The sequence below is a fragment of the Ensifer sp. ENS03 genome (genome assembly GCF_014852035.1).
GTDB lineage: Bacteria > Pseudomonadota > Alphaproteobacteria > Rhizobiales > Rhizobiaceae > Ensifer > Ensifer adhaerens.
This window is the reverse complement of the sequence record NZ_JACVAV010000010.1, coordinates 1-18,726: the sequence shown is the minus strand read 5'-3', so window position 1 is coordinate 18,726 and position 18,726 is coordinate 1. Positions and strand designations below refer to the sequence as shown.

Genomic DNA, 18,726 nt, shown 5'->3' with positions numbered 1-18,726 from the left:
AGTGTCTTCCTTTCTTCACTGGTAATAGGAACTGCCGCGGATGTTGCCATGCGGCGGGGCTGGCTTGACCGGCTCGGCGGCTGGTGGAGCTTGATCGAGGCCGGATTTGAGGATGGTGCTGACGGAGGAATAGCTGGTCGCATTGATCGTCAGCGCCCGATCGCACGCGGCTTCAAGACGCTCAGGTCCGTACCGGCGCGCGAGTGATAGAACGCCTTGAGCGGCGCGGTATCCCTGCTGGGGATGGGGCCTGTCGCGCATCAGCCGTTCGATCAGGATCGCAGCGTTGCGGCCAATCTTTGCGGCCTGCTTGATCAGGCTCGCCGGGGTGGTGTTGGCATAGTGCTGATGCGTCTTGGGCATGTGTTCGTTGACGGTGACGTGACCAGCCCGCTGCGACGTCCGGCGGTGACTGGCGACGCGTTGGTGATCATGGAAGACCTCGACGATCCGGCTTGTGAGCCGGACATCGACCTGGCGGCCAATCAGGCGGTGCGGCACGGAGTAGAAGGCCTTATCGACCTCGACATGATAGTCGGGATGAACCTTTGCCGATTTCCATTCGGAATATTCGAATGGCGTTGCTGGCAAGGGGGCGAGCGCGTCGCGTTCGATCGCTTCGAAGAGTTGATGTCGGGATTTGCCAACACGCCGCATCGGCCGGTTATTGAGATCGTCGAGGAGCTGGCTGATCCGCACATTGAGATCAACGAGGCTGAAGAAGCGCTCATTCCTCAGTCGCGCCAGGATCCAGCGCTCAACGATCAGAACGCTGCCTTCGACCTTGGCTTTGTCCTTCGGCCGTTTTGGGCGGGTCGGCAGGATCGTCGTGTCGTAATGTTCGGCGAATGCTGCAAAAGTGGCGTTGATGGTCGGCTCGAACCACAAGGGCTTGGCAACGCCGGCCTTGAGGTTGTCGCAGACGATCGCTTTCGTTACGCCACCGAAGAAGCTCAAAGCCCGTTGCTGACCCTCGATCCAGTCTGGCAGCCGTTGAGTGAAGCTCGCATAGGCGAAGGTGTACAAAGAGGCCGGCAGAACCGCGACGAAGATCTGCGCCGGCCGGATCTCGCCCGTCGCCGGATCAATGACGGGGACGGTGTGACCAGCATAGTCGGTCTGCATCGCCCCGCCGGCGGTGTGGCGATTGCGGAAAGTGGCGCTGGCGCGCTGTTCGAAAGCGGCGAAGCGCTCACAGAACCAAGTGTATCCATAACCGTTCGGGTGCCGCTCGCGATATTCCTGCCACAACAGCGTCAGCGTCACGCCCTTTCGCTTCAGTTCACTGGCGATCTGGCTCCAGTCAGGCGCGTGCATATCCTGGGGCGGGCGGCCGCGACGATGGAACAGGCGACGCTGCAACACAGCGTCCTCGTCAAGGCCAGGCGGCAACGGCCAGCCCGTCAGCCCGGCCTCACGCGCCCGCAGCAGGTAGGTCGAAATGGTCGTTTTGCTGATCTTCAGCCGTTCCGATATCGCACGAACCGAAAGCCCCTGTTCGTGCGTCAGTCGCAATATCGATCGAATGTCCTTCACGTCAGTAAGTCTCGCCTGCTTCCGTCTCGCCATTCCCCGCACCCCTCTCAAATCGGGGTCCAGAATGGCAAAACGGCGCGTGCGAAAGTCGATGTTTTAATCGCCGAAAGACTGTCCGGGATTTACCGGAATCGCTGTCCGGGAATTAGCGGAAATGCTGTCCCGGATTTAGTGAAATCGCTGTCCGGGATTTAATGGAAACCCTGTCCGCGAATTACCGAAACCCGCAGATTTAACCCCTCCTTGGTTGCGCCATCTTAAATTGCCCTGAAATAGGGGGAGAAAATGCAGAAACTCAGGGAACTAGGACGACGGCGTTTATTGGTGAGACTACCGAAACTTCGAGGGGCGCTCGAAGGTGATGTCTGCCCGGCGGAGCTGGATGACCTTTTCGAGGCGTATGCACTCGCAGCCGAACGGTTAGAAGAATTCCGTGAAGCAGAACAGCCAGATCAACGTCTTGTATTCGAGTACGAGGTAGCAAGTAGAGGGATAGAAAAGGAGGTTTCCCGCCTCCTGACTGCTATCCAGGGCAATGCCGCGAACACCACCATGCCTGTTGCATCGCTCCGAGACGCAAAAAGGCCTCAGAGTCCCACGAGGGTGATCCGGAGCCTTTCCGTCTGAGCGTTCGACTTCTACAGACACAACATTTTACGCCGCCAACCAGTTGGGTCGCAATCGGTACGCCCGGTCAGTGCCAGGGGTTTGATCGCCCATAGACTGCAAGCTCAGGGTCAATCATTAGATGCTCTTGCCGAGCGGCCTCAGGGGCCTGGTTCGTTCGGTATGCCTGAATGAGCAAATGCCGATCGTCGTTCAATTCAGGCGCCTGCTCTGTCGGACGCCAATAGAGCAAATCAAGAACGGCCTCGCCGAGATCTCGCATATGAATAGACATTTGATTCCTCACCGCTTGGTCGGGGGGATAACGCGCGAGCACGAATGGGGTTTCACGACATTCCGGTTGCCCGACGAGGCATCGCGAACCCGCTAGCGGCGATGGCGCTCATCGCTCGCGGGCGCCGCATGAAGATCGCGCGTATTGGAACGGCCGTCGCGCTAGCGGCCCTGCTGGTGTTCGTCGCGACCGAGGTGGTGACCCGATCGCTGTAACCGTTATGCGGGTTGGCCCACGCCGCCCGGCGCTATGAGAGCCTCGAGGGCTTCAATCCGAGCGACGAGATCCGTCGTCTGCGTAGCAAGAGTTTCGATCTGCGCTCAGCAACTCTATCGGATGCCACGCTGCTGTCATGGCCGAGGAGCAGGTCAAGACCATCGCGATCGGACCCGACTGGGCAAGCAGGCGCTGGACTTTCCCTTGTCCTGTTTTGTCGCAGTGCCGTCGTTTGGCACGGTTGTAATTAATGCCCGCTCTTCACATTTACCGCTTGCCCAAGCCGCACAGCCGCACGGCGGTAAGTCGGCTGCGGACTCTTCGCCTTGATGAGAATCGAGCGAACTTTTGTGCCCACCGTTTATTAAGCGAGTACGGTAATAAACAAAACTTCCGTTTCGTTTATTAAGAGACGGTGCGATTTAACTTCAGCGCAACAATCGACTTAGGAAGGCCATGGACAGCAACGATTCCAACACCAACGGGCGAGTGGACCGCTTTGTGGAAATCGCTGTCGGTGGTGAACGATTCGCGGCCGAGATAAACACCGTGCTTTTTCAAAGCTGCGCCCGTTGAGGCTGCAACTGCCAGATCCCCGGTTACGGCCGATTCACTATGGCCTTGGACGTCAACCCGTCTTCGTCGCCGCCGGCAGAACCCACGATCCGTCGAGGATCGACGGGTTTCCTTCCTTCGGCCAGTACAGCCGCATCATCAGGATAAACTTACCCTTCGGGGAAGGCAGCCAGTTTGACTCCTTGTCTGCGCCAGGAGATTCGTACTGGATGTAGATATCGGTCGTCCCGTCAGCATTGGCTTTGAGCTCCTGACGGGCGCTAATTGAATAGCGGTTCAGCGGGTTGTCCACGAAGAAGTATCCCGCGTCATACATCGTTATCGACCAGAACCCGTTTACCGGAGGCAGATGTCCCTTGGCAAAGTTGATTACATAGTTTTCCGAGCCGTTATAGTCGCGAGTAAAAAGGCCACTGCCCGACTTCGTACTCGTTGGATAAATCGCATCCTGAGGGCGATTGGCGCCAAGTCCGATGGCGGTGATCAGAGCGCGTTGCAGATAATCCGTACCATAGAGACCGGTTTTTGTCGTGTATGCCCACCCGTTGATGTCCTCGACGTCGCCCCCGCTATCCTTGAAGTGCAACATAATTCGCGCGTACGCAATCTGTGGAAGCCGCTTCTGGAGGACGACATCGAGTTTGCTCTCGTCGAAATCCTTGCCAGGAACAATCCCTATGGTGGCCAACTGCTCCAACAATGGAGCATCGGCCGCGGCGGGGGGATTAGTCTGCAGCAGGTCGCAGAACAGTTTGAAGTAGGCGACCGCATCCAGCGCGTTGACCTGCTCACGAACTGCAGTCTTCATGTCGATAGCTGGATCGGTCTTGCCGGCAGGTGGGGTGTAGTCCGTCCCGTAGCCACTCAAGGGAACGAGCTTCACCTCATCCTGAAGCCTGTGGACTTCGGCATAGTCCTCAGGCGTTCCGGTGCAATAGATACGCCCGAGCAGCCACACCATGCTGGTGGGTGATTTGTATTCAGTCACGCCTTCAGGCAGCGCTCCCGTCCAGCCCGGGCCGGTGATCGCATATGTCTGCGCACCCGGTCCCGTAGTTCTCTTTCCGGGTACTTCAAAGACGTTGGTCCAACCATCGAGCATCGGGAAAAGCGCATAACGATCGCCAAGATCTGGAAGGCTCAAGACATAGGGTTCCTTGGCGACATCAAAGAAAGCATAGGTGTAGAGAGTATCGGCATTAGGAGCGGTCACGTCGCGAAACGATGCGTCGGGGTAGGCGCGCAGTCGACCAATCTGGCCCATCGGCGCCTTCGTGCCTTGGGGTTCGGCGACGTTCGTGATCACGCGCCGCGTGTACTCCATGGTGACTAACGGATAGGCATAAATGTAAGCTTCAAGTGCTGTCCAGAAGTCTGTCCGTCCTAGCAACTCGTCGCCAATCGATCCGTCCTGCGCAACAGCGGGTCCCGCAATCATCCCCATGGCTAGTCCCGCACAGGTCGATGTCGCAAATGCCCGACGCGAAATATTCATGTTCCCCTCCGAACAGGATGTGTATTAGCGGCGAGATGCTAACTCATAACGGGAGGGAAATCGAATCCGAAACTTAGCGTGGAAAATGACCTGGCTGGGCCAGAGATCCGCAAGCGTGCCATACACAGCGACTGCTGATTTGACGATGCTGCGACCATCCCGACTCAACACCCTGACCTGATCATCGGCGGCGGCCGCCGTAATCATCGGCGCATACATCTATCGGGAGGAAACGAAGCCGGCCGACGCTGCATTTTGGTTTCATCAGAATGGTGTGCCCGTTCAGGAAAGCGGATGTTGGAGACAGAGGGAAGAATTGGCAGTTGAACTCGCGTTCATCAGGCGTTTCAATGGTCGCGACTTCACCCCTTGATGCCTTTAGCACATCGGTGCCCACGGGTTCTGGCGATTGCCATCCCAACGGCGCCACGCTGACTGTTTAAGAAGGGTACTCTTCGTGGTATTTTGCAATTCGAGCCTGCACCAGGGACCCGTGTGACCGGAAGAGATCGATGAGCGGTGACAATTCGCCAAACGTCTCCGAAGAGGAGATCGCTCTCTACGATGCCATCGAACGAGCGATCGCGAATGTTCGCGCGGCTCTTGTTGAAATCGATCGCGCTTGGGTTCGCATCACTGCGGAACGGCCCAATCCGACTGCCGCTGCTTTCGGCGCTCTGGATAGAGCAGACGAGATGCTGACCGTCGCCCGAGCAGATCTCGCCCGCGCCCGCGCTTCGCTGATGGCCTATCCACGGACGAGACCTCTGCAGTAATCGCTAAGAAATGCGGCGGTTTCGCCCGCCGCATGTCACGACCGTGAAGTCGATGTCAGCTCGCCTTCACCTCGATCTTCCTAACACGCGACAACGCTTCCTCCGTTTTTGGAAGCGTCACGGTCAGGACGCCGTTTTTGAACTGGGCGGCGACTTTGTCCTCGTCGACGCCCGACGGTAACGGGATCGAGCGGTAGAACGACCCGTAGGAGCGTTCCAACAAGTGATACCCCTTCTTGCTCTCTTCCTGCTCACTCTTCTTTTCTCCCTTGATCGTGAGCGCGCTGTTCGTCAGGGAGACATCGACGTCCTTCTGGTCGATTCCAGGAAGCTCCACCGAAACCTCAATCGCACTCTCGGTTTCGGTGACGTCCATTCGCGGCCCGCCGGTATCCCAGCGCCCGAAGGCTCCGAACGGTTGATCGAGCCGCTTCCAGAAATTTTCGAAAATACGGTTCACGTCGCGCTGCAAGGAAAAGACGGGGTTTCCCTCGTCTGACTTCGCAATTTCGCTTCCCTTGTTACTGCCCCAGGGGATCAGATCTCTAATCTGCATGGTCAACCTCCTTTCTCCGCACGAATTACGCCATCTTCAGCTTGATCTTTCTCGCCTTTGCCGGCGCGACCTTCGGCAGGACCAACCGCAGGACGCCGTTCTTCTGCGATGCCTCGATACTGTCCCGATCGATATCTTCGGAGAGGGTGAAGACGCGCTCATAATTGCCCGCGCCGTATTCGGCATAGATTTGGCGATAGTTGTCGTGCTGTTCGTCCGTCGCGTAGCCCCGAATCGCCAGCGTCCGCTTCTCGAGCGTGATGTCGACACCCTCTGAAGCGACGCCCGGCATGTCCACGAGAACAACGACATTGTCCTCTGTCTCATAGATATCGGTGCGCGGGACAAACACCGGGCGCGAACGGGTCGGTTCGCCACCGTCAAGCTTGCTTGGAGCCCGGCGTTCAGTCGTTTTCAGTTCCTGAGCCATTTTGGCCTCCTATCCTTTGATCTGGATCTTCTTCGGTCGATCCGTCTCGGGCCGGTGTAGTTCGACTTCAAGAAGCCCGTTTGCGAAACGCGCCTCGACCTGTTCCGGATCGACGCGGAAAGGCAATTGCACCGTTCGAGAGAATTTTCCGTACACTCGTTCGCGCCGGTGCCAGACGGATCTCTCATCCTCCGTTGGGGATCCGCGTTCGCCCCTCAATGTCAACGTGTTCTCGCGAACCGTCAGATCGACCTCGTCAGGCGCGATCCCAGGCAATTCAGCAGTCACCGCTACGCTGCCCTCACCCATCCAGAGGTTGACGGGTGGAAACTCGTGGGCGGCGTTGGCAGTCATGTCGGACAAACGCTGATTCATTTCCTGCTGCATTCGCCGCATTTCCAGAAATGGGTCGAATCCCATGCGGCCAAAATCCGATATCAGCATGTGCATCCTCCTTCGTTTCATAATCAGCCTTTGTTGTTGCTTACAACGCGCCAAGTACGTGCATGCCGGAGGCCGCAGGATCGGAGACGGACGGAACTGACGATCAGAAGATCGAGACGGTCGATCGCACAACAGCTACGCAAGGGGGTCGGGCAGACGCCGGACCATATCCTCCTTGCGAAGAGATATGAACCGAACCAGTCCAACGCATAAATGGACCATCGTTCCCGTGCCAGGATCCGAGAGGGCATCCGGCAAAAATGAGGTAGGTGAGAAAAGCGCGCGTTTCAAGGGCCGACGTTTGCTTGAGAGTAGGACACACTGGAGATGGTTGCGAACCACTAAGGCCGTTCCTTGCCGCAGGACGACGCGGCGCTTGCTGCCAGGATCTTGAACCAAGGGTGGGAGGCGGCAAGTCTCCGCGATTTTTCCCGACAACTTGATAGGTGTAGCACCTAGTGCTATATGAAGCGATGCAGACGGACTTTCAGAACAGCATGATTTTTCAAGGCAGCGAAGAAAGCGCGGATCTCAGACAAGGCCCTCCGCAAGGCGATTGAGCAGGCCGCGCGCGCACAGGCTGACGATCTCGGTGGCGGCGTGTTCAAGAAGCGCTCAACGATAAACCTGCACCGTTCGATCGTTCTGGCGAAAGCCGGTGAGGGTTGTTCGCCTATCTGTTCGCGAAGAAGGACCGCGCAAACATCGATGACGACAAGCTCCTGGCTTTTCGGAAGCTCGCCGAACTCTAGCGGCGCAAGACGCAGGCGGAGCTTGATGCCGAAATGGGACCGGCGCCTATTGGAGATTTGCAATGACGACTAAGCGCAAGTTCAAGAGCGATGCCTTTGAGGCGATCCATAGCGCCGTCGAAGACATGTATGCGGCAGGCACCATCGACAAGGAAACCATGAAGACCTTTGATGAGACTTGCTTGTCCATCCCGCAGCAGCTGTCGCCGGGTGAGATCAAGGCGCTGCGCGAGAACAACCATGTCAGCCAGCCAGTCTTCGCGCGCTATCTCAACACCAGCGGGTCCACCGTACAAAAGTGGGAAACCGGCGCCAAGCGGCCGAGCGGCCCCGCATTGAAGCTGCTCTCGATCGTCCGGAAACACGGTCTCGAAATGCTGTCTTAGGAGACGGCGCTGCGGACTGGTCGTGCGACCTTCATGCAGCGCCTACGTCTCACCTGCCCGGCCGCGCCAGGGATCGGGCGGACCCTGCGTGCCCTCCTGAGAACCTTGTCAAAGTTCATCGTCCTTTCCCGGGCCTTGCGACTGGAACGTTACCCAGCTTTGTTGGGGGCCATCAGCCACAGCCTTTACGATGAGTGACGTTAATACGGACGTGGCGATTTGCTGGGATATCGCCCCGGCTTGTGCCTCGGAGGCAAGGGCCTCCGCTGCGCCCAGAAGACCGACGCACACGGGGCGCAAGCGCTCATCTTCTAGGCCGGAGAACGGCCGAAGCGCGTCACACATCAGCTCGACGTATACGTTGAGCATGAGCCGTTGCTGTGCGGCCATCTCCTCTGTCCCTTTTAGTGCGGCGGAGATTGCGAGAGCTTCTGGACCAAACTGGGCAAGGCACTTGAAATACGCATCGCTGATGACGTCAGCTACGTCGGTGAGGTCAGTTGGCGCTTCACGGAGAGCAGAGCGGAGCCAGTGGACATAGTTGTCCTCCAGCCGCTTGAACAACGCCACCAAGAGGCCGGCCCGGGTAGAAAAGTGTTCGTAAGCAATTGGGCGACTGACCCCTGCTTTTCCGGCCAAGGTCCCGAGCGTCAGTTCATCCGCCCCCTGATTGCGGACGATTTCCATCGCGACATCGAGCATCTGTTCGCGACGCATATCTCTCTTGAGCTTCATATTTCCCTCTTGCGCAGGATCCTACAATCCGTAGGTTACAAAATGTAGCATCTTAGTCAAGGATGACGTGATGAGTCACATAGCCGTGAGATGCATGTGCCACCTGAATTTCCTGTGATTGGAATGTCGCTCAACCAGTTCTCATGCAGGAATCTTTTCTTGGAAAGTCCGATTGCCAAGTGGGACTCCCGCAATCGTCAAGGCATTAAAGCCAATAGAGGATATTGCTGATGAACTGCCGGGGGCAGACGATCTGGCGTGGCGCAAAGGTAGGGTGCAGTTCGTCTGCTTGGCCGAGAAAACCACCTGATGCTCCTCGAAGGCGAGACCTGGGCTATAGCCGAACTCATGGCGGATTTGTATGGCGCGTCGCAGGAACCACGGCCGTCGATACGCACCGATCTCATCAAGTCGCCGCAACGCCTGTAGCGTCCAACAAATACGCCTCCCACTCATGATTGGCGGGCAGACTTGACGTACTTCCTGACGACTTTCGCCACATCTTCATCGCTGGCGAACTCACCCCGGTCGGCCTCGGTCAACCCGGCTTCAATCTCAGCAAGTTGCCATTCTTGCTGCTCAATTAAAGCTTCGATGGCCTCTGCAGCCCTATAGGACGGCGACCGATCCAGCTTCTCAGCGAGCTGATCCAGTTTGCTCGCGGTTTCATCTTTTACACGCACGGTAAACGCGGCGGTCATGGGATCTCACCTTTCTTGGTTCGCTTTGATATCGATGAACCGCACTGGTGCATCAAGGTCTAGACACTTCTTCAAAGCATCCCATACGCGACTGATCCTCGGTTAACCTGTGCTTAGCCCTGGTGGGGGCTGTAGCTCAATGGTCAGTGCCGTTGGCGCTTGTCCGAGTGGTTGCAGGATCGCGTCCTGCCGCGCCCACCACATCCTGATCGCCAAACGCCTGGTGTCGGAGGTCTTGAAAACCAATCTCAGCATTCCCAGATGATTTTCCATCTTCTTTCATCCGGTTAGATAGGAAGGAGGGAAACATGTATCTTCCGGAGATGCCATGGTCTGTACCGTTGCAGGTAACGTTCCAGAACGGCAGCAATCGCACCTTTTCATCGGTCTTCGACGCGCTCGTTTTTCTGGAGAACGAGTGGCCGCGACGTCGCGGACGACGCTACGAGCAAGCCGTCGAAGCCTGTCGGCGCACCCTTAACCGAAAGATGCCGGTTGCGATCGCGCGTGAAGCTTTCGTCGCTGCGTGTATGGAGGCCGGTCTCCCAGCGAAGCCGGTAGCCCACCGCACCAGCTCGAGACGCGATGACAGGCGCTCCGCCGCATAGGTCAGGATGGGAATGCTCCGATGTTTGACCCCGTTGAAAGTGCCTGGATAAGCCCGACCGAGTTGAACTTCCTGCAAAGGATCTTCGACCGGGTTTGCATGTGGTGCCAGATTGATCGGCCCAGCAAGCGTGCCGACCACCTCGCGACTTACCTGTTGCATGAATATCGGGCTGGTATTCGCGACGAGACAGCTCTTTTCGAAGCAGCAATGTGGCGCGAGGCGCGCCGTTCAAAGTCCGGCCTCATGCATGAGCATGACAAAGGGCTCGACGACACAACAATCAACTAGACATTTGGCGCGCCGTGCTCATGGAGCGCCTATCGTCTGAACCATTCGCCGTCGATGATGCTCCAGTTGACGATGGGGCGCGATCGCCGGCGATACACTGCCGTGACAATCATTTCCGATCCCCGCGCTAGCGTGCGGCCGACATTTACGCGGCTCGTTTTACTCCGAGATTTTCCAAGCTCACCCCCATGGTGAGGTGCGCAAGCTTGGCGGAGATGGGAGAGCTGTCAACGATACGGCTGAAAGCGATAACCGAAACCAGCGCGCCAAGCCTCCTAGCGTCAATCCCGGACGTTCTGCACACCTGAAACCGCGCGTCAGGGGCTGACCGTGACTTCGTTGATTTCCGGGAGCCGTGCGGCATCGTCCGGCGGTCGGATGCTGACGACCCCGATACCATCTGCGCCGTAAGGAAGGAGCAGCAAGGTCTTCTTCAACAACTTGTGCCGACCGTCCCTGTTCTTCGCGTAACCATCCTTCCGGGCCAAGGTGCTGGAAGAACGGGTGCAGGCCGACCTCCCATTCGTGTTCATGTTGCGTGAAAGGGAAGCAGCAGGCGATATTGTCTTTATTCCACGACCCACGTGCCGGCGGATTCATCCGCGCTTCTCAGTGCCATTCAGCTATGCCTTCGCTGAGCGAAGGCGTTAGTGACGCACAGCACCCGATCTCGGTGGCGGTTCGAGAGTCTCGTGACCTCCGAAGATTTAAGATGGCGTTCAGCTATATTAGCTAAGAGACACGAATGTGAATCGGGGCGACACATGAGCGAATTTCAAAACAAAGCCGTTCGTTTGACGGCAGCTTGCGATGGCACGGCTGCCGCCGGCGATATCGTGGAACGTCGGAAAAGATTCTTGGGAGCCGCACTCGAGCTTACTCAGGCATTAGAAGCCCCGGCTCTTGGTGGCAAGAACCTGCCCGTTGGCGGAAACACCACTCGATCTCCAGACCTTATTATTGGCGACTTGATGAAAGAACTGGCAGTCATTGGCCACCTCTTGGATATCGACGTTATGCAAGCCGGTCATAATACCCTTGACCGTCGGATGAGAGAAATTAGGAAGGCTTTCAAGGCGGCGTCGGTGAGAACAAAACAATCCGCCTGAAGGCTACCGGGCAATGAACTTCGAAACGTGGTCGCCGGAAAGCGAAACGCCTTACAGCCGCTCGATACGCACACGCTCCCGACGTCTTTGCGTCGGTGTTGTCCGGGGGAATATCCAGTGGCGGGCGGAGAGAGCGGAATGGGTAGAGACTGCGCGTGCAGTAGCGCGCGCCTTCGAGGAGGCTTGCAACCTGAACCGATGCCAGAGGCAATTCGTCGCGCCCACGTTGTGCTGCTAACCAGAAATTAAGCATGGCCGAATATTCTCATACTCAATCGCTTCGAGCGCAAAGCGGAGTTTACGATGACTATTCAGGCAAGAAATTCTGACCTGCAAGACCGCCTCGATTTTGTGGGTCTTGATGAACGCCAACGCCGCAGCTTGGCAAACGTGCAGCCCGTCATAGGCACGGCTATCGGTCATGCGCTCGACGCGTTTTACACGAAAGTGTCGAAACATCCGAAAACGGCAAGATTCTTCTCGAACGATGCTCATATTGCTCACGCCAAAGATCGCCAAGTCAAGCATTGAGAGATTATCGCCTCCGGCACATACCAGTCTGATTACGTCGAGGGGGTGACAACAGTCGGACGCGTTCACGCCCGTATCGGGCTCGAACCCCGCTGGTACATCGGCGGATACGCCATGATCCTGGACGGCATCATTCGCGCCGTTGTTAATCAAGAGCTTAAAGGTATCCTGCATGGCCGCAAAGCTCAAAAGGTCGGAGATGACCTAACGGCAGTAGTGAAAGCGGCCCTGGTCGACATGGACTATGCCATTTCGGTCTATCTCGATGCACTTGCCGATGAACGCGCCCGTCTGGAGGAGCAACGAGCGAGAGAAAAAGAGGAGCAGGATCAAGCGCTTTCCGCACTGGAAACCGTTCTGGCAAGACTGGCGGGTGGCGATCTGACATCCGAGCTCAATGAGGCGCTTGCGCCGAGCTTCAGGGGACTAAAAGACAATTTCAACTCATCGGTCGCCGCGCTCGATCGCGCTATGCAGGAGATCGCTTCGTCAGTTGACCAGGTTCGCTGTGAAGCTGCCGGAATCGCTTCTGCCGCAAATGAGATTGCCAAGCGGACCGAGCACCAGGCCTCAGCGCTCGAGGAGAGCGCGGCGGCGCTCGAACAAATCACGACCATTGCCGGACAGTCAACTCAGAGAGCCCAGGAAGTCCAGACTGTGGTTCGGGAATCAACGGTCGAGACGAATCGGTCCGGAGAGGTGGTGAAACAAGCCGTCGCGGCCATGGGAGATATCGAAAGCTCTTCGCAGAAAATGACCCAGATCATCGGAGTCATCGATGAAATTGCGTTTCAGACAAATCTACTGGCATTAAACGCTGGTGTGGAAGCAAGGCAAGGGGTTCGCTGTTGTCGCGCAGGAGGTGCGGGAACTCGCGCAACGTTCGGCTGGGGCCGCAAAAGAGATCAAAGAGTTGATCAACCGCTCGTCGTCAGACGTGCTTCGCGGCGTCCAGCTGGTCAACGAGACGGGTCATTCGTTATCACACATTGGAGATCGTGTGGCTTCGATCAACAGCAGCATCAGCTCGATGGCTCGGTCGGCCCAGGAACAGGCGTCCGGGATTGAGGAGATTAATTCTGCGGTCCGGAGTATGGATCAGATCACGCAACAAAACGCCACAATGATGGAGGAGACAAACGCATCTGCCCAAACGCTTTCACAGATCAGCGACCGGCTAGCGGTTTTGGTCGGCCGTTTCCGAACGAACGGTGCTGAGCACGGCCAAGAGGAAAGAGCAAGGCATCTACCGGCTGCTTAGCGGCTTGCCCGACGGCCGTTGATCTCCCTCCAGTCCAACGATGGTTTTCTGAGCGACCGTCCCTGCAAGTTCGTCCGCTCTGAAACGGAAAGGTGGTGGCTTGCCGCCACCTTTCTTGCGGGTTCACGCGGTCAAGCGGTGCACCCGGCTGAGTGCGAACCACCGCAGTCTCGATTCGTGCGTTCTACAAGGGGCGAGATGCGAGAAAAGAAAGCAATTCGAAACAGATCAGGCTGGCGTTTGAGGTCGCCGGAATCCTGTTCCAGAAGACGGCGACTGCTCAGCGGCGAACTGAGCGTTCGTTTGCCCCCCATCCGTCGCCGCCGGCTCACAAGTTGCGTCGATCGGGTTTCGACTCTCCAGCAGTGAGAAGATCCGCTTCCAGTCGATACATCATGCAATTTGGAAACCCAAAACGTAAATTTACAGCAACAAGCCGTAGCCGGCTCGTGGGAGCCCGGTCTGTCCGCCCCCTAAGGCGACGTCCACGCTTAAGGCTGTGACAGGCTCTGACGCCGCCTTGCACTCGGCAATATGCTGTCCGGTATGGTCCCTAGATTCGGGAAGGACTGGTGGCTCTGTACTGGATGAAGCGCGCGCCCGTATCTCCTCACGCTAACGGCGGGAGGAGATACGGGCCGTCTCATTGCCCTCAACGTCAGTAACATTCCTGGGTGAGGCAATAGGCGGGGTCAGATCCTCACTTCGTTTGACAGCTCGCTGAGTCTGCGAAATGCAAGAGCCCGAGGTCGCGCTGGAATCCATGCCGCAGGCGAGGTCGGGTCGTCGAGGACCTATTCCCGTACCGGCTGACGCTTAGGGCGCTCCGCTGTCGCTCCTCCGTCAAGACCTAACGCGAAGCGGACCGTTTCGCGCGCGGAGGCCAAGGGTGAACGCGACTGTCGGGGGGCAGCAGCTTGATTCTCGTCAGCGGCGCGACAATCGCAAGGCCGCCGTGCGGCTATCTACAAACAAGACTTGGACATAGATCCGTTCAAGGTGAGCTCCCGGAGCTTCCATTGAGTTTCGGCTGCTTCTCATGTGGTGAGCCACTGGGCGACGAGCCAAATGTGGTCTAAGGGCGTCCGTTCATTTTGCTGCTGTTCTGCGATTGACCCGCACCCGGGCCCCCTCGCGAAACACCACGCCCGTGGCTGCTTCCTCTATTTGTCGAACTCGGCCCGTTACCCCACCCATTGTTTCCTTTGCTGCCGCCACCGCCACCACCCGAAGAGGCAATCGCTTGCGACGTCAGGCTGGTTGACAGAAGCATTGTGACGACTGGTGGGGTTACGGCCGCAAATCGACCGCAGCTTTTCAGAAACTCGCGCCGATCGTGGTCACTTCGAGATTGGTTGAGTTCTTCGGCCATCTACCCTCCCACCCGTCCAACGGATGCCAGATATATTAGGACCAACTACTTTTACATTAAAAGCTACGAGTTATCCATATATCTTTAGATGTAGCTGGGTGCCCTCCGCACATCCACCCACTGTCAATGCTCGGTTGCAAACTCCACAGGCTTCCCCAATCGGCTACAGTTTTCCGGGAGGCTTGGCGCGGAAATTACGCCGCAATTCGCGAGCCTTTCGCACAAGCTCCCGGCGCTTAGAAGGATAAGGCTCGCCCCCGAAACGATCCCAGGAGCGATAGTGGGCAACTTCCGAGATGAGAGTCAGGAGCGTGAGCGGAGTCCGCAGGTAGTCACAGCCGAGCTGAAGTCGCCGCCGGGCAAACTGGATCCTGGCCGTCGATCCCACTCCCCTAATCGCCGTTCGGTCTAGGCCGAGAAGCGCGGCGGCTGTTACGATTTGGGTCTCGACTGCGTTCCTCTCATAGCCGTTCGCGAAAAGCGCTCTGAGTCCGTTCCAGTCGACCGATGACGCGCGGGCGAGCGTTGCTATGTCCAGCAGATGGCGCAGGTCGAGTAGCCCGCGCCAATAGTCACCATCTTGAAACTGATCGTGAAGAATGAAAAGAATGATCTGCGCAAACGCCGTTGGAACGCGTACACGGCCTCCGCCAATAGCGACCACGCAACTATCGCCATAAAGCCACTCCGCGTCGCCGAAGGAGGCCGGCCCTTTCGCTCGACACTGAAGATCAATGCTTCCGACATCCGTTGGACGGATCAGGACGACTGGGAGATGATATTCCGCATTCCCTGGCCAGGAACCTTCACCGGAAGATAGCGCAACCTCATATCCCTGACGGCATAGTGCTTTTGATGCCTCTCGCATATCCTGGGGGCAGACAAGAATGTCCAAATCGGTCAGGAGCCGTGCACCAAGCGCTTCAGGGGCCGCACTCGCAAGGATGGCTGTTCCCTTCAGCACGACGGGCTCTATACCGATCTCGTTCAGAGATGCGGCCGCCTCCCCCAGCTGAGCTTTCAGTCTGCAATTTCGGTCAGTGTTCCGCCGATATATCATCGACAGATAGTTGGAGAGATCCTCCGGCAAGTGCGGGTTGGCTTCCTTCACCGCGCCTGCAAGTGAGGTGATCGTCAGGCTTCTGTTCGCAAGGGCTACGATCCCGTCCCAGTTCGCCTCTTTCGGTATGTGCCCGTTGAGGCAGGAGGCGAGCGTAACCAGATCGCGCCAACTATTGCCTGTCATAAAGTCGCCTCAATGTCTCTACGGCTCTGTCGAGGGAAGAGTAGGTCAGCTCGACGGTGCGCGCCTGTGAAACCATATCGAGGAGCCGCTGAAACTGCGGCAAGGCGAGGCGACGCTCTGGCGTGTGCGCACCGGCCAGTAGTTCCGAAAGGGCACGCATGGGCTCAACGTCGCAAACCTCGACTGGCCCGGTGCGACGACGGCGGATCAGCACGACAGCTGCAGGCTGAACCCGCACGCGTGCAGCATAGGGCAGCCCTGTCGGATAGCGCACACGCTTATTGTCGAGCCGCCTATGGATTGGCGCTGCCAGAATTGCATCTGACATGTGGCCGAGCAGCCCCCAAGACCCCTGCTTCAATGCGGGCGAGAAGGGCACTCCCACAAGCAGTCCATCCTCATCCATCAGCGCGATATCATCTCCGCCGTAGGTGAAGCCTGCCCCGAGCAATGCCACGGCGAGTGTCGTCTTGCCGGCCCCCGCCGCGCCACAGATCAGGAGGCCTTTTCCGTTCTTGACGAGCAATGCCGCGTGAAGTGCGACATTCAGGCCAAGGTTGGCAAGAATGTCGTCTGTCACAAGCGCCTTGATCGCTGGGGCAACCTCCAAGTCAGCGACAATCATACCCGCGGAACGATGTCGGCTGATGCATACGCGCTCGCCAAAACGCGCCACGTCGTACGCAGCCGTGTGTGACGTAGCGGCAGCAGCCCCATTGTGGGCGAAAATCGGGACAACGAGGTCGCGAAGCTCTCGATCATAAAAGGCGAGCGATACGGCGGTACCTTCGAAATCAAATGTCTGGGTGTCTAACGCAGTGCCCTCGTTCTCATCAAACATGATCTCCAGCAGATTCCATCGTGACAAATGGGCCAGATAGTCTTGCACCGACGCGTGCGCACGCGCTCGGCTTACGCCCCGGGCCACCAGGACGCCTTCCAACTGATGCGCCGGCGCGGCCTCGGCGAGGAGGCAGGTAAGAAAGGCGCTCAACTCATCCAGTTGGAAAATCTGCTGGGACGCTTCGTCAAAGATAGTCTTCCGTTCCCCAAGCAAGAAGAAACTTGCACCGGCGGAGAGGCGGAACTTCATCGGCGCTTCTCGTTCGCTAAAGACAATTGAATCCACATTCTAGTCGACAATAGGGTTGCAAGAGCCGAGCGCCCTCGATTTCATGAAAATAGTCGCTCATCTGTGAGCGTGAGGAGGACGACGACCTCTGCCTGCAAGTCCGAGCACACCTGTCTGTATTCGCTGATCAGCTCTACGCGCGCCGGGTACTCCTGCATCAGGTCGTCGAGAGTCGTCGCGGCGAGCGCGTACGCCTCGAAAAGATCTAGGAGGCAAGGTTCTCTGGCTTGGCGCAGCTGAGGGCGATACCGGACGGGCTCGACCTAAATGCATCAATCTCATGGTTGCTCCCTCGCTAAAGCTCAAGGCTATTTTGACGTTGGGGCGGGTGGGGGAAGGACAATGGCACTGGTTTGGTGAGGATCGTTCGAGAGCGCGCTGCCCACGAAGAGATAGGCTCCGATGACAACTATCGCCAAGAGCGTGATGCCGATGGGCAACCCTCTAGACAATTTGCGCGGTGGCTCGCCGTAGCAGTATGGTTCGTACATTCGATCCTCCTGTCGGCAACGACACCAGAAGGAACCGAAGGGCGGGTAGGCTGCCCCGGCGTCGTTGTCGGACTATGGAGCACTGGATGGATTGTCCACAGGCTAAAGCTAAAATAACGCGACGATATGGGACCGCTACGGATTAGGACCTTTGCGGCCAGATTATGGGACTAAAGTCCAATCGCCGTTCTTCCTCGCGTAGCTCGCGAAGACGTCCCTTCCCCGAAAGGAAGGGACGTGTCTTCAGTCATTCGATAACGCGAACGATCTTGCGAGTGCCTGGATCTACCAGCACGGTGCGATTATCGATGACCACATAGCGGTATTTGATGTCCGGCGCATCAATGGTGTGCAATTCCACCGTCTCGGGGAGTGCGGAGCCCACATTCAGCTCAACGCCCGGAAGATTGATGGAAGCGAGGGGTTTCTTCTTCACGTATTCGCGAACGACCGTTTCCTGCTCTGGCGTGACTAGGACCGTTTGAGCAAAACCAAAGCCGGAAGCCCCGAGCAGAAACAAACCTGCAAGGGCAGAACTGACAAAAACCTTCTTCATGTACGTCTCCATCTGTTTTGGATTCCCTGCTCTCAAAGCGGGAACACTTTGCAAACGCTCTTGAGGAATTACCGTTCCAGGGTCAGACTTCAGTCGCACGTACTTCGACTTAGGTCTTGCCGGCCGCCCAGACCATAGTCTGGCTCGGATCGGCTAAACGAGGTCCAGGCAGTTCCCTCCTCCGCCTCCTTTGACCCTGCAACGCCGCGGTGCAACCGGCCGCCGCGAGGTCCTGAATGGCCTTCGAGGTGGCACGGCTATCGCCTCACCATGCTGAAGCGGGCAACGTGAGGGCAATCCCCCGTGGCGGTCACGACGACGAGAAGTTCGGGTCGCCGAGCCTCGCGAGTACGGCCATGTGGCGAGGCGGTTGTTCTCGACGACCAGGGTCCGACTTCGGCCTGCTTCAGCGCAGCGGTTGGCAGGCATCCGAGCCTGCACGATGCCGCCGAAATCATCTTCTTTGCCTTCGTTGTTCCGCATCTATCTCGGGATGATGCGTATCCGTCCGGTGAGCACCACAGGTAGCTCGAAGGTGACTTCCGCCTAGCGGTTTGATCGTAGGGCCACGATTGCTGCTGCGGCTGTCTCGGACAGCTTCGCCATCTCGCGATTGGGCAGCGCCA

18 protein-coding genes and 3 pseudogenes are annotated in these 18,726 nt (G+C 57.6%); 9 read left to right on the top strand and 12 right to left on the bottom strand.

The features are described 5' to 3' along the window. Positions 1-15: 15 nt before the first annotated feature. Positions 16-1,569, bottom strand: coding sequence for an IS21 family transposase (istA, locus tag IB263_RS27205; RefSeq protein WP_192439267.1), 1,554 nt, complete (start codon positions 1,567-1,569; stop codon positions 16-18). A gap of 912 nt (positions 1,570-2,481) precedes the next feature. On the opposite strand from istA, the gene IB263_RS27200 reads away from it, so the two are divergent. After that, positions 2,482-2,652: a hypothetical protein gene (locus tag IB263_RS27200; RefSeq protein WP_192439266.1), complete on the top strand. Its 171-nt coding sequence runs from the start codon at positions 2,482-2,484 to the stop codon at positions 2,650-2,652. Between the two features lie 629 nt (positions 2,653-3,281). Here IB263_RS27200 and IB263_RS27195 read toward each other — a convergent pair. Continuing rightward, a complete protein-coding gene (locus tag IB263_RS27195; protein WP_112976259.1) occupies positions 3,282-4,724 on the bottom strand; it encodes a DUF1254 domain-containing protein in 1,443 nt (480 codons plus the stop codon). A 512-nt stretch (positions 4,725-5,236) separates the two neighbouring features. Here IB263_RS27195 and IB263_RS27190 point away from each other — a divergent pair. Continuing rightward, positions 5,237-5,500 (top strand): hypothetical protein, encoded by a 264-nt coding sequence (locus tag IB263_RS27190; protein WP_192439265.1) that lies wholly within the window; start codon positions 5,237-5,239, stop codon positions 5,498-5,500. A gap of 55 nt (positions 5,501-5,555) precedes the next feature. Here the strand turns inward: IB263_RS27190 and IB263_RS27185 are convergent, their stop codons facing one another. From IB263_RS27185 to IB263_RS27175, 3 genes are read right to left on the bottom strand one after another with little or no spacing between them, the layout of a single operon-like run. Then, the gene (locus tag IB263_RS27185) at positions 5,556-6,056 is read right to left on the bottom strand and encodes an Hsp20/alpha crystallin family protein (protein ID WP_192439264.1); all 501 of its coding nucleotides are present in this window, start codon (positions 6,054-6,056) and stop codon (positions 5,556-5,558) included. A gap of 25 nt (positions 6,057-6,081) precedes the next feature. Further along, positions 6,082-6,486: an Hsp20/alpha crystallin family protein gene (locus IB263_RS27180; RefSeq protein ID WP_110819539.1), complete on the bottom strand. Its 405-nt coding sequence runs from the start codon at positions 6,484-6,486 to the stop codon at positions 6,082-6,084. A 9-nt stretch (positions 6,487-6,495) separates the two neighbouring features. After that, entirely contained in the window at positions 6,496-6,930 is a 435-nt protein-coding gene (locus tag IB263_RS27175; RefSeq protein WP_110819540.1) for an Hsp20/alpha crystallin family protein, read from the bottom strand. A 528-nt stretch (positions 6,931-7,458) separates the two neighbouring features. Here IB263_RS27175 and IB263_RS27170 point away from each other — a divergent pair. Together IB263_RS27170 and IB263_RS27165 are read left to right on the top strand one after the other, a co-directional pair. Then, positions 7,459-7,755 (top strand): annotated as a pseudogene (locus IB263_RS27170) (type II toxin-antitoxin system RelE/ParE family toxin). Beyond that, the gene (locus tag IB263_RS27165) at positions 7,745-8,068 is read left to right on the top strand and encodes a DNA-binding transcriptional regulator (RefSeq protein ID WP_110819541.1); all 324 of its coding nucleotides are present in this window, start codon (positions 7,745-7,747) and stop codon (positions 8,066-8,068) included. Before IB263_RS27170 ends, IB263_RS27165 begins: the two are co-directional and overlap by 11 nt. A 108-nt stretch (positions 8,069-8,176) precedes the next feature. Here IB263_RS27165 and IB263_RS27160 read toward each other — a convergent pair whose 3' ends face one another. Further along, on the bottom strand, positions 8,177-8,803 hold the full coding sequence (locus IB263_RS27160) for a TetR/AcrR family transcriptional regulator (RefSeq protein WP_110819542.1): 627 nt from the start codon (positions 8,801-8,803) through the stop codon (positions 8,177-8,179). A 90-nt stretch (positions 8,804-8,893) separates the two neighbouring features. Here IB263_RS27160 and IB263_RS27155 point away from each other — a divergent pair. Next, positions 8,894-9,193: pseudogene (locus IB263_RS27155) on the top strand (aminoglycoside phosphotransferase family protein); the annotation flags it as partial. Between the two features lie 62 nt (positions 9,194-9,255). On the opposite strand, the gene IB263_RS27150 reads toward IB263_RS27155, so the two are convergent. After that, positions 9,256-9,504 (bottom strand): CopG family ribbon-helix-helix protein, encoded by a 249-nt coding sequence (locus IB263_RS27150; RefSeq protein WP_110819543.1) that lies wholly within the window; start codon positions 9,502-9,504, stop codon positions 9,256-9,258. 308 nt (positions 9,505-9,812) lie between these two features. Between IB263_RS27150 and IB263_RS27145 the strand changes: the two genes are divergently transcribed. Beyond that, positions 9,813-10,112 (top strand): DUF982 domain-containing protein, encoded by a 300-nt coding sequence (locus IB263_RS27145; RefSeq protein ID WP_192439263.1) that lies wholly within the window; start codon positions 9,813-9,815, stop codon positions 10,110-10,112. A 20-nt stretch (positions 10,113-10,132) separates the two neighbouring features. Further along, a complete protein-coding gene (locus IB263_RS27140) occupies positions 10,133-10,402 on the top strand; it encodes a hypothetical protein (RefSeq protein WP_110819545.1) in 270 nt (89 codons plus the stop codon). A 180-nt stretch (positions 10,403-10,582) separates the two neighbouring features. Here the strand turns inward: IB263_RS27140 and IB263_RS34775 are convergent, their stop codons facing one another. Then, positions 10,583-11,002, bottom strand: coding sequence for a HipA N-terminal domain-containing protein (locus IB263_RS34775; RefSeq protein ID WP_371814222.1), 420 nt, complete (start codon positions 11,000-11,002; stop codon positions 10,583-10,585). A 164-nt stretch (positions 11,003-11,166) separates the two neighbouring features. On the opposite strand from IB263_RS34775, the gene IB263_RS27135 reads away from it, so the two are divergent. Then, complete coding sequence (locus IB263_RS27135) at positions 11,167-11,511, top strand: hypothetical protein (RefSeq protein WP_110819546.1); 345 nt, start codon at positions 11,167-11,169, stop codon at positions 11,509-11,511. Positions 11,512-11,814: 303 nt separating this feature from the next. Then, a pseudogene (locus tag IB263_RS27130) lies at positions 11,815-13,303 on the top strand (globin-coupled sensor protein). 1,075 nt (positions 13,304-14,378) lie between these two features. On the opposite strand, the gene IB263_RS34220 reads toward IB263_RS27130, so the two are convergent. From IB263_RS34220 to IB263_RS27115, 4 genes are all read right to left on the bottom strand, one after another. Further along, entirely contained in the window at positions 14,379-14,675 is a 297-nt protein-coding gene (locus IB263_RS34220) for a hypothetical protein (protein ID WP_110819547.1), read from the bottom strand. A 163-nt stretch (positions 14,676-14,838) separates the two neighbouring features. Beyond that, on the bottom strand, positions 14,839-15,921 hold the full coding sequence (locus tag IB263_RS27125; protein ID WP_192439262.1) for a nucleotidyltransferase family protein: 1,083 nt from the start codon (positions 15,919-15,921) through the stop codon (positions 14,839-14,841). Beyond that, entirely contained in the window at positions 15,908-17,014 is a 1,107-nt protein-coding gene (locus IB263_RS27120) for a serine kinase (RefSeq protein ID WP_110819549.1), read from the bottom strand. The genes IB263_RS27125 and IB263_RS27120 overlap by 14 nt, the downstream gene beginning before the upstream one ends. 777 nt (positions 17,015-17,791) lie before the next feature. Then, a complete protein-coding gene (locus tag IB263_RS27115) occupies positions 17,792-18,100 on the bottom strand; it encodes a DUF1236 domain-containing protein (RefSeq protein WP_060608662.1) in 309 nt (102 codons plus the stop codon). Positions 18,101-18,726 lie beyond the last annotated feature (626 nt).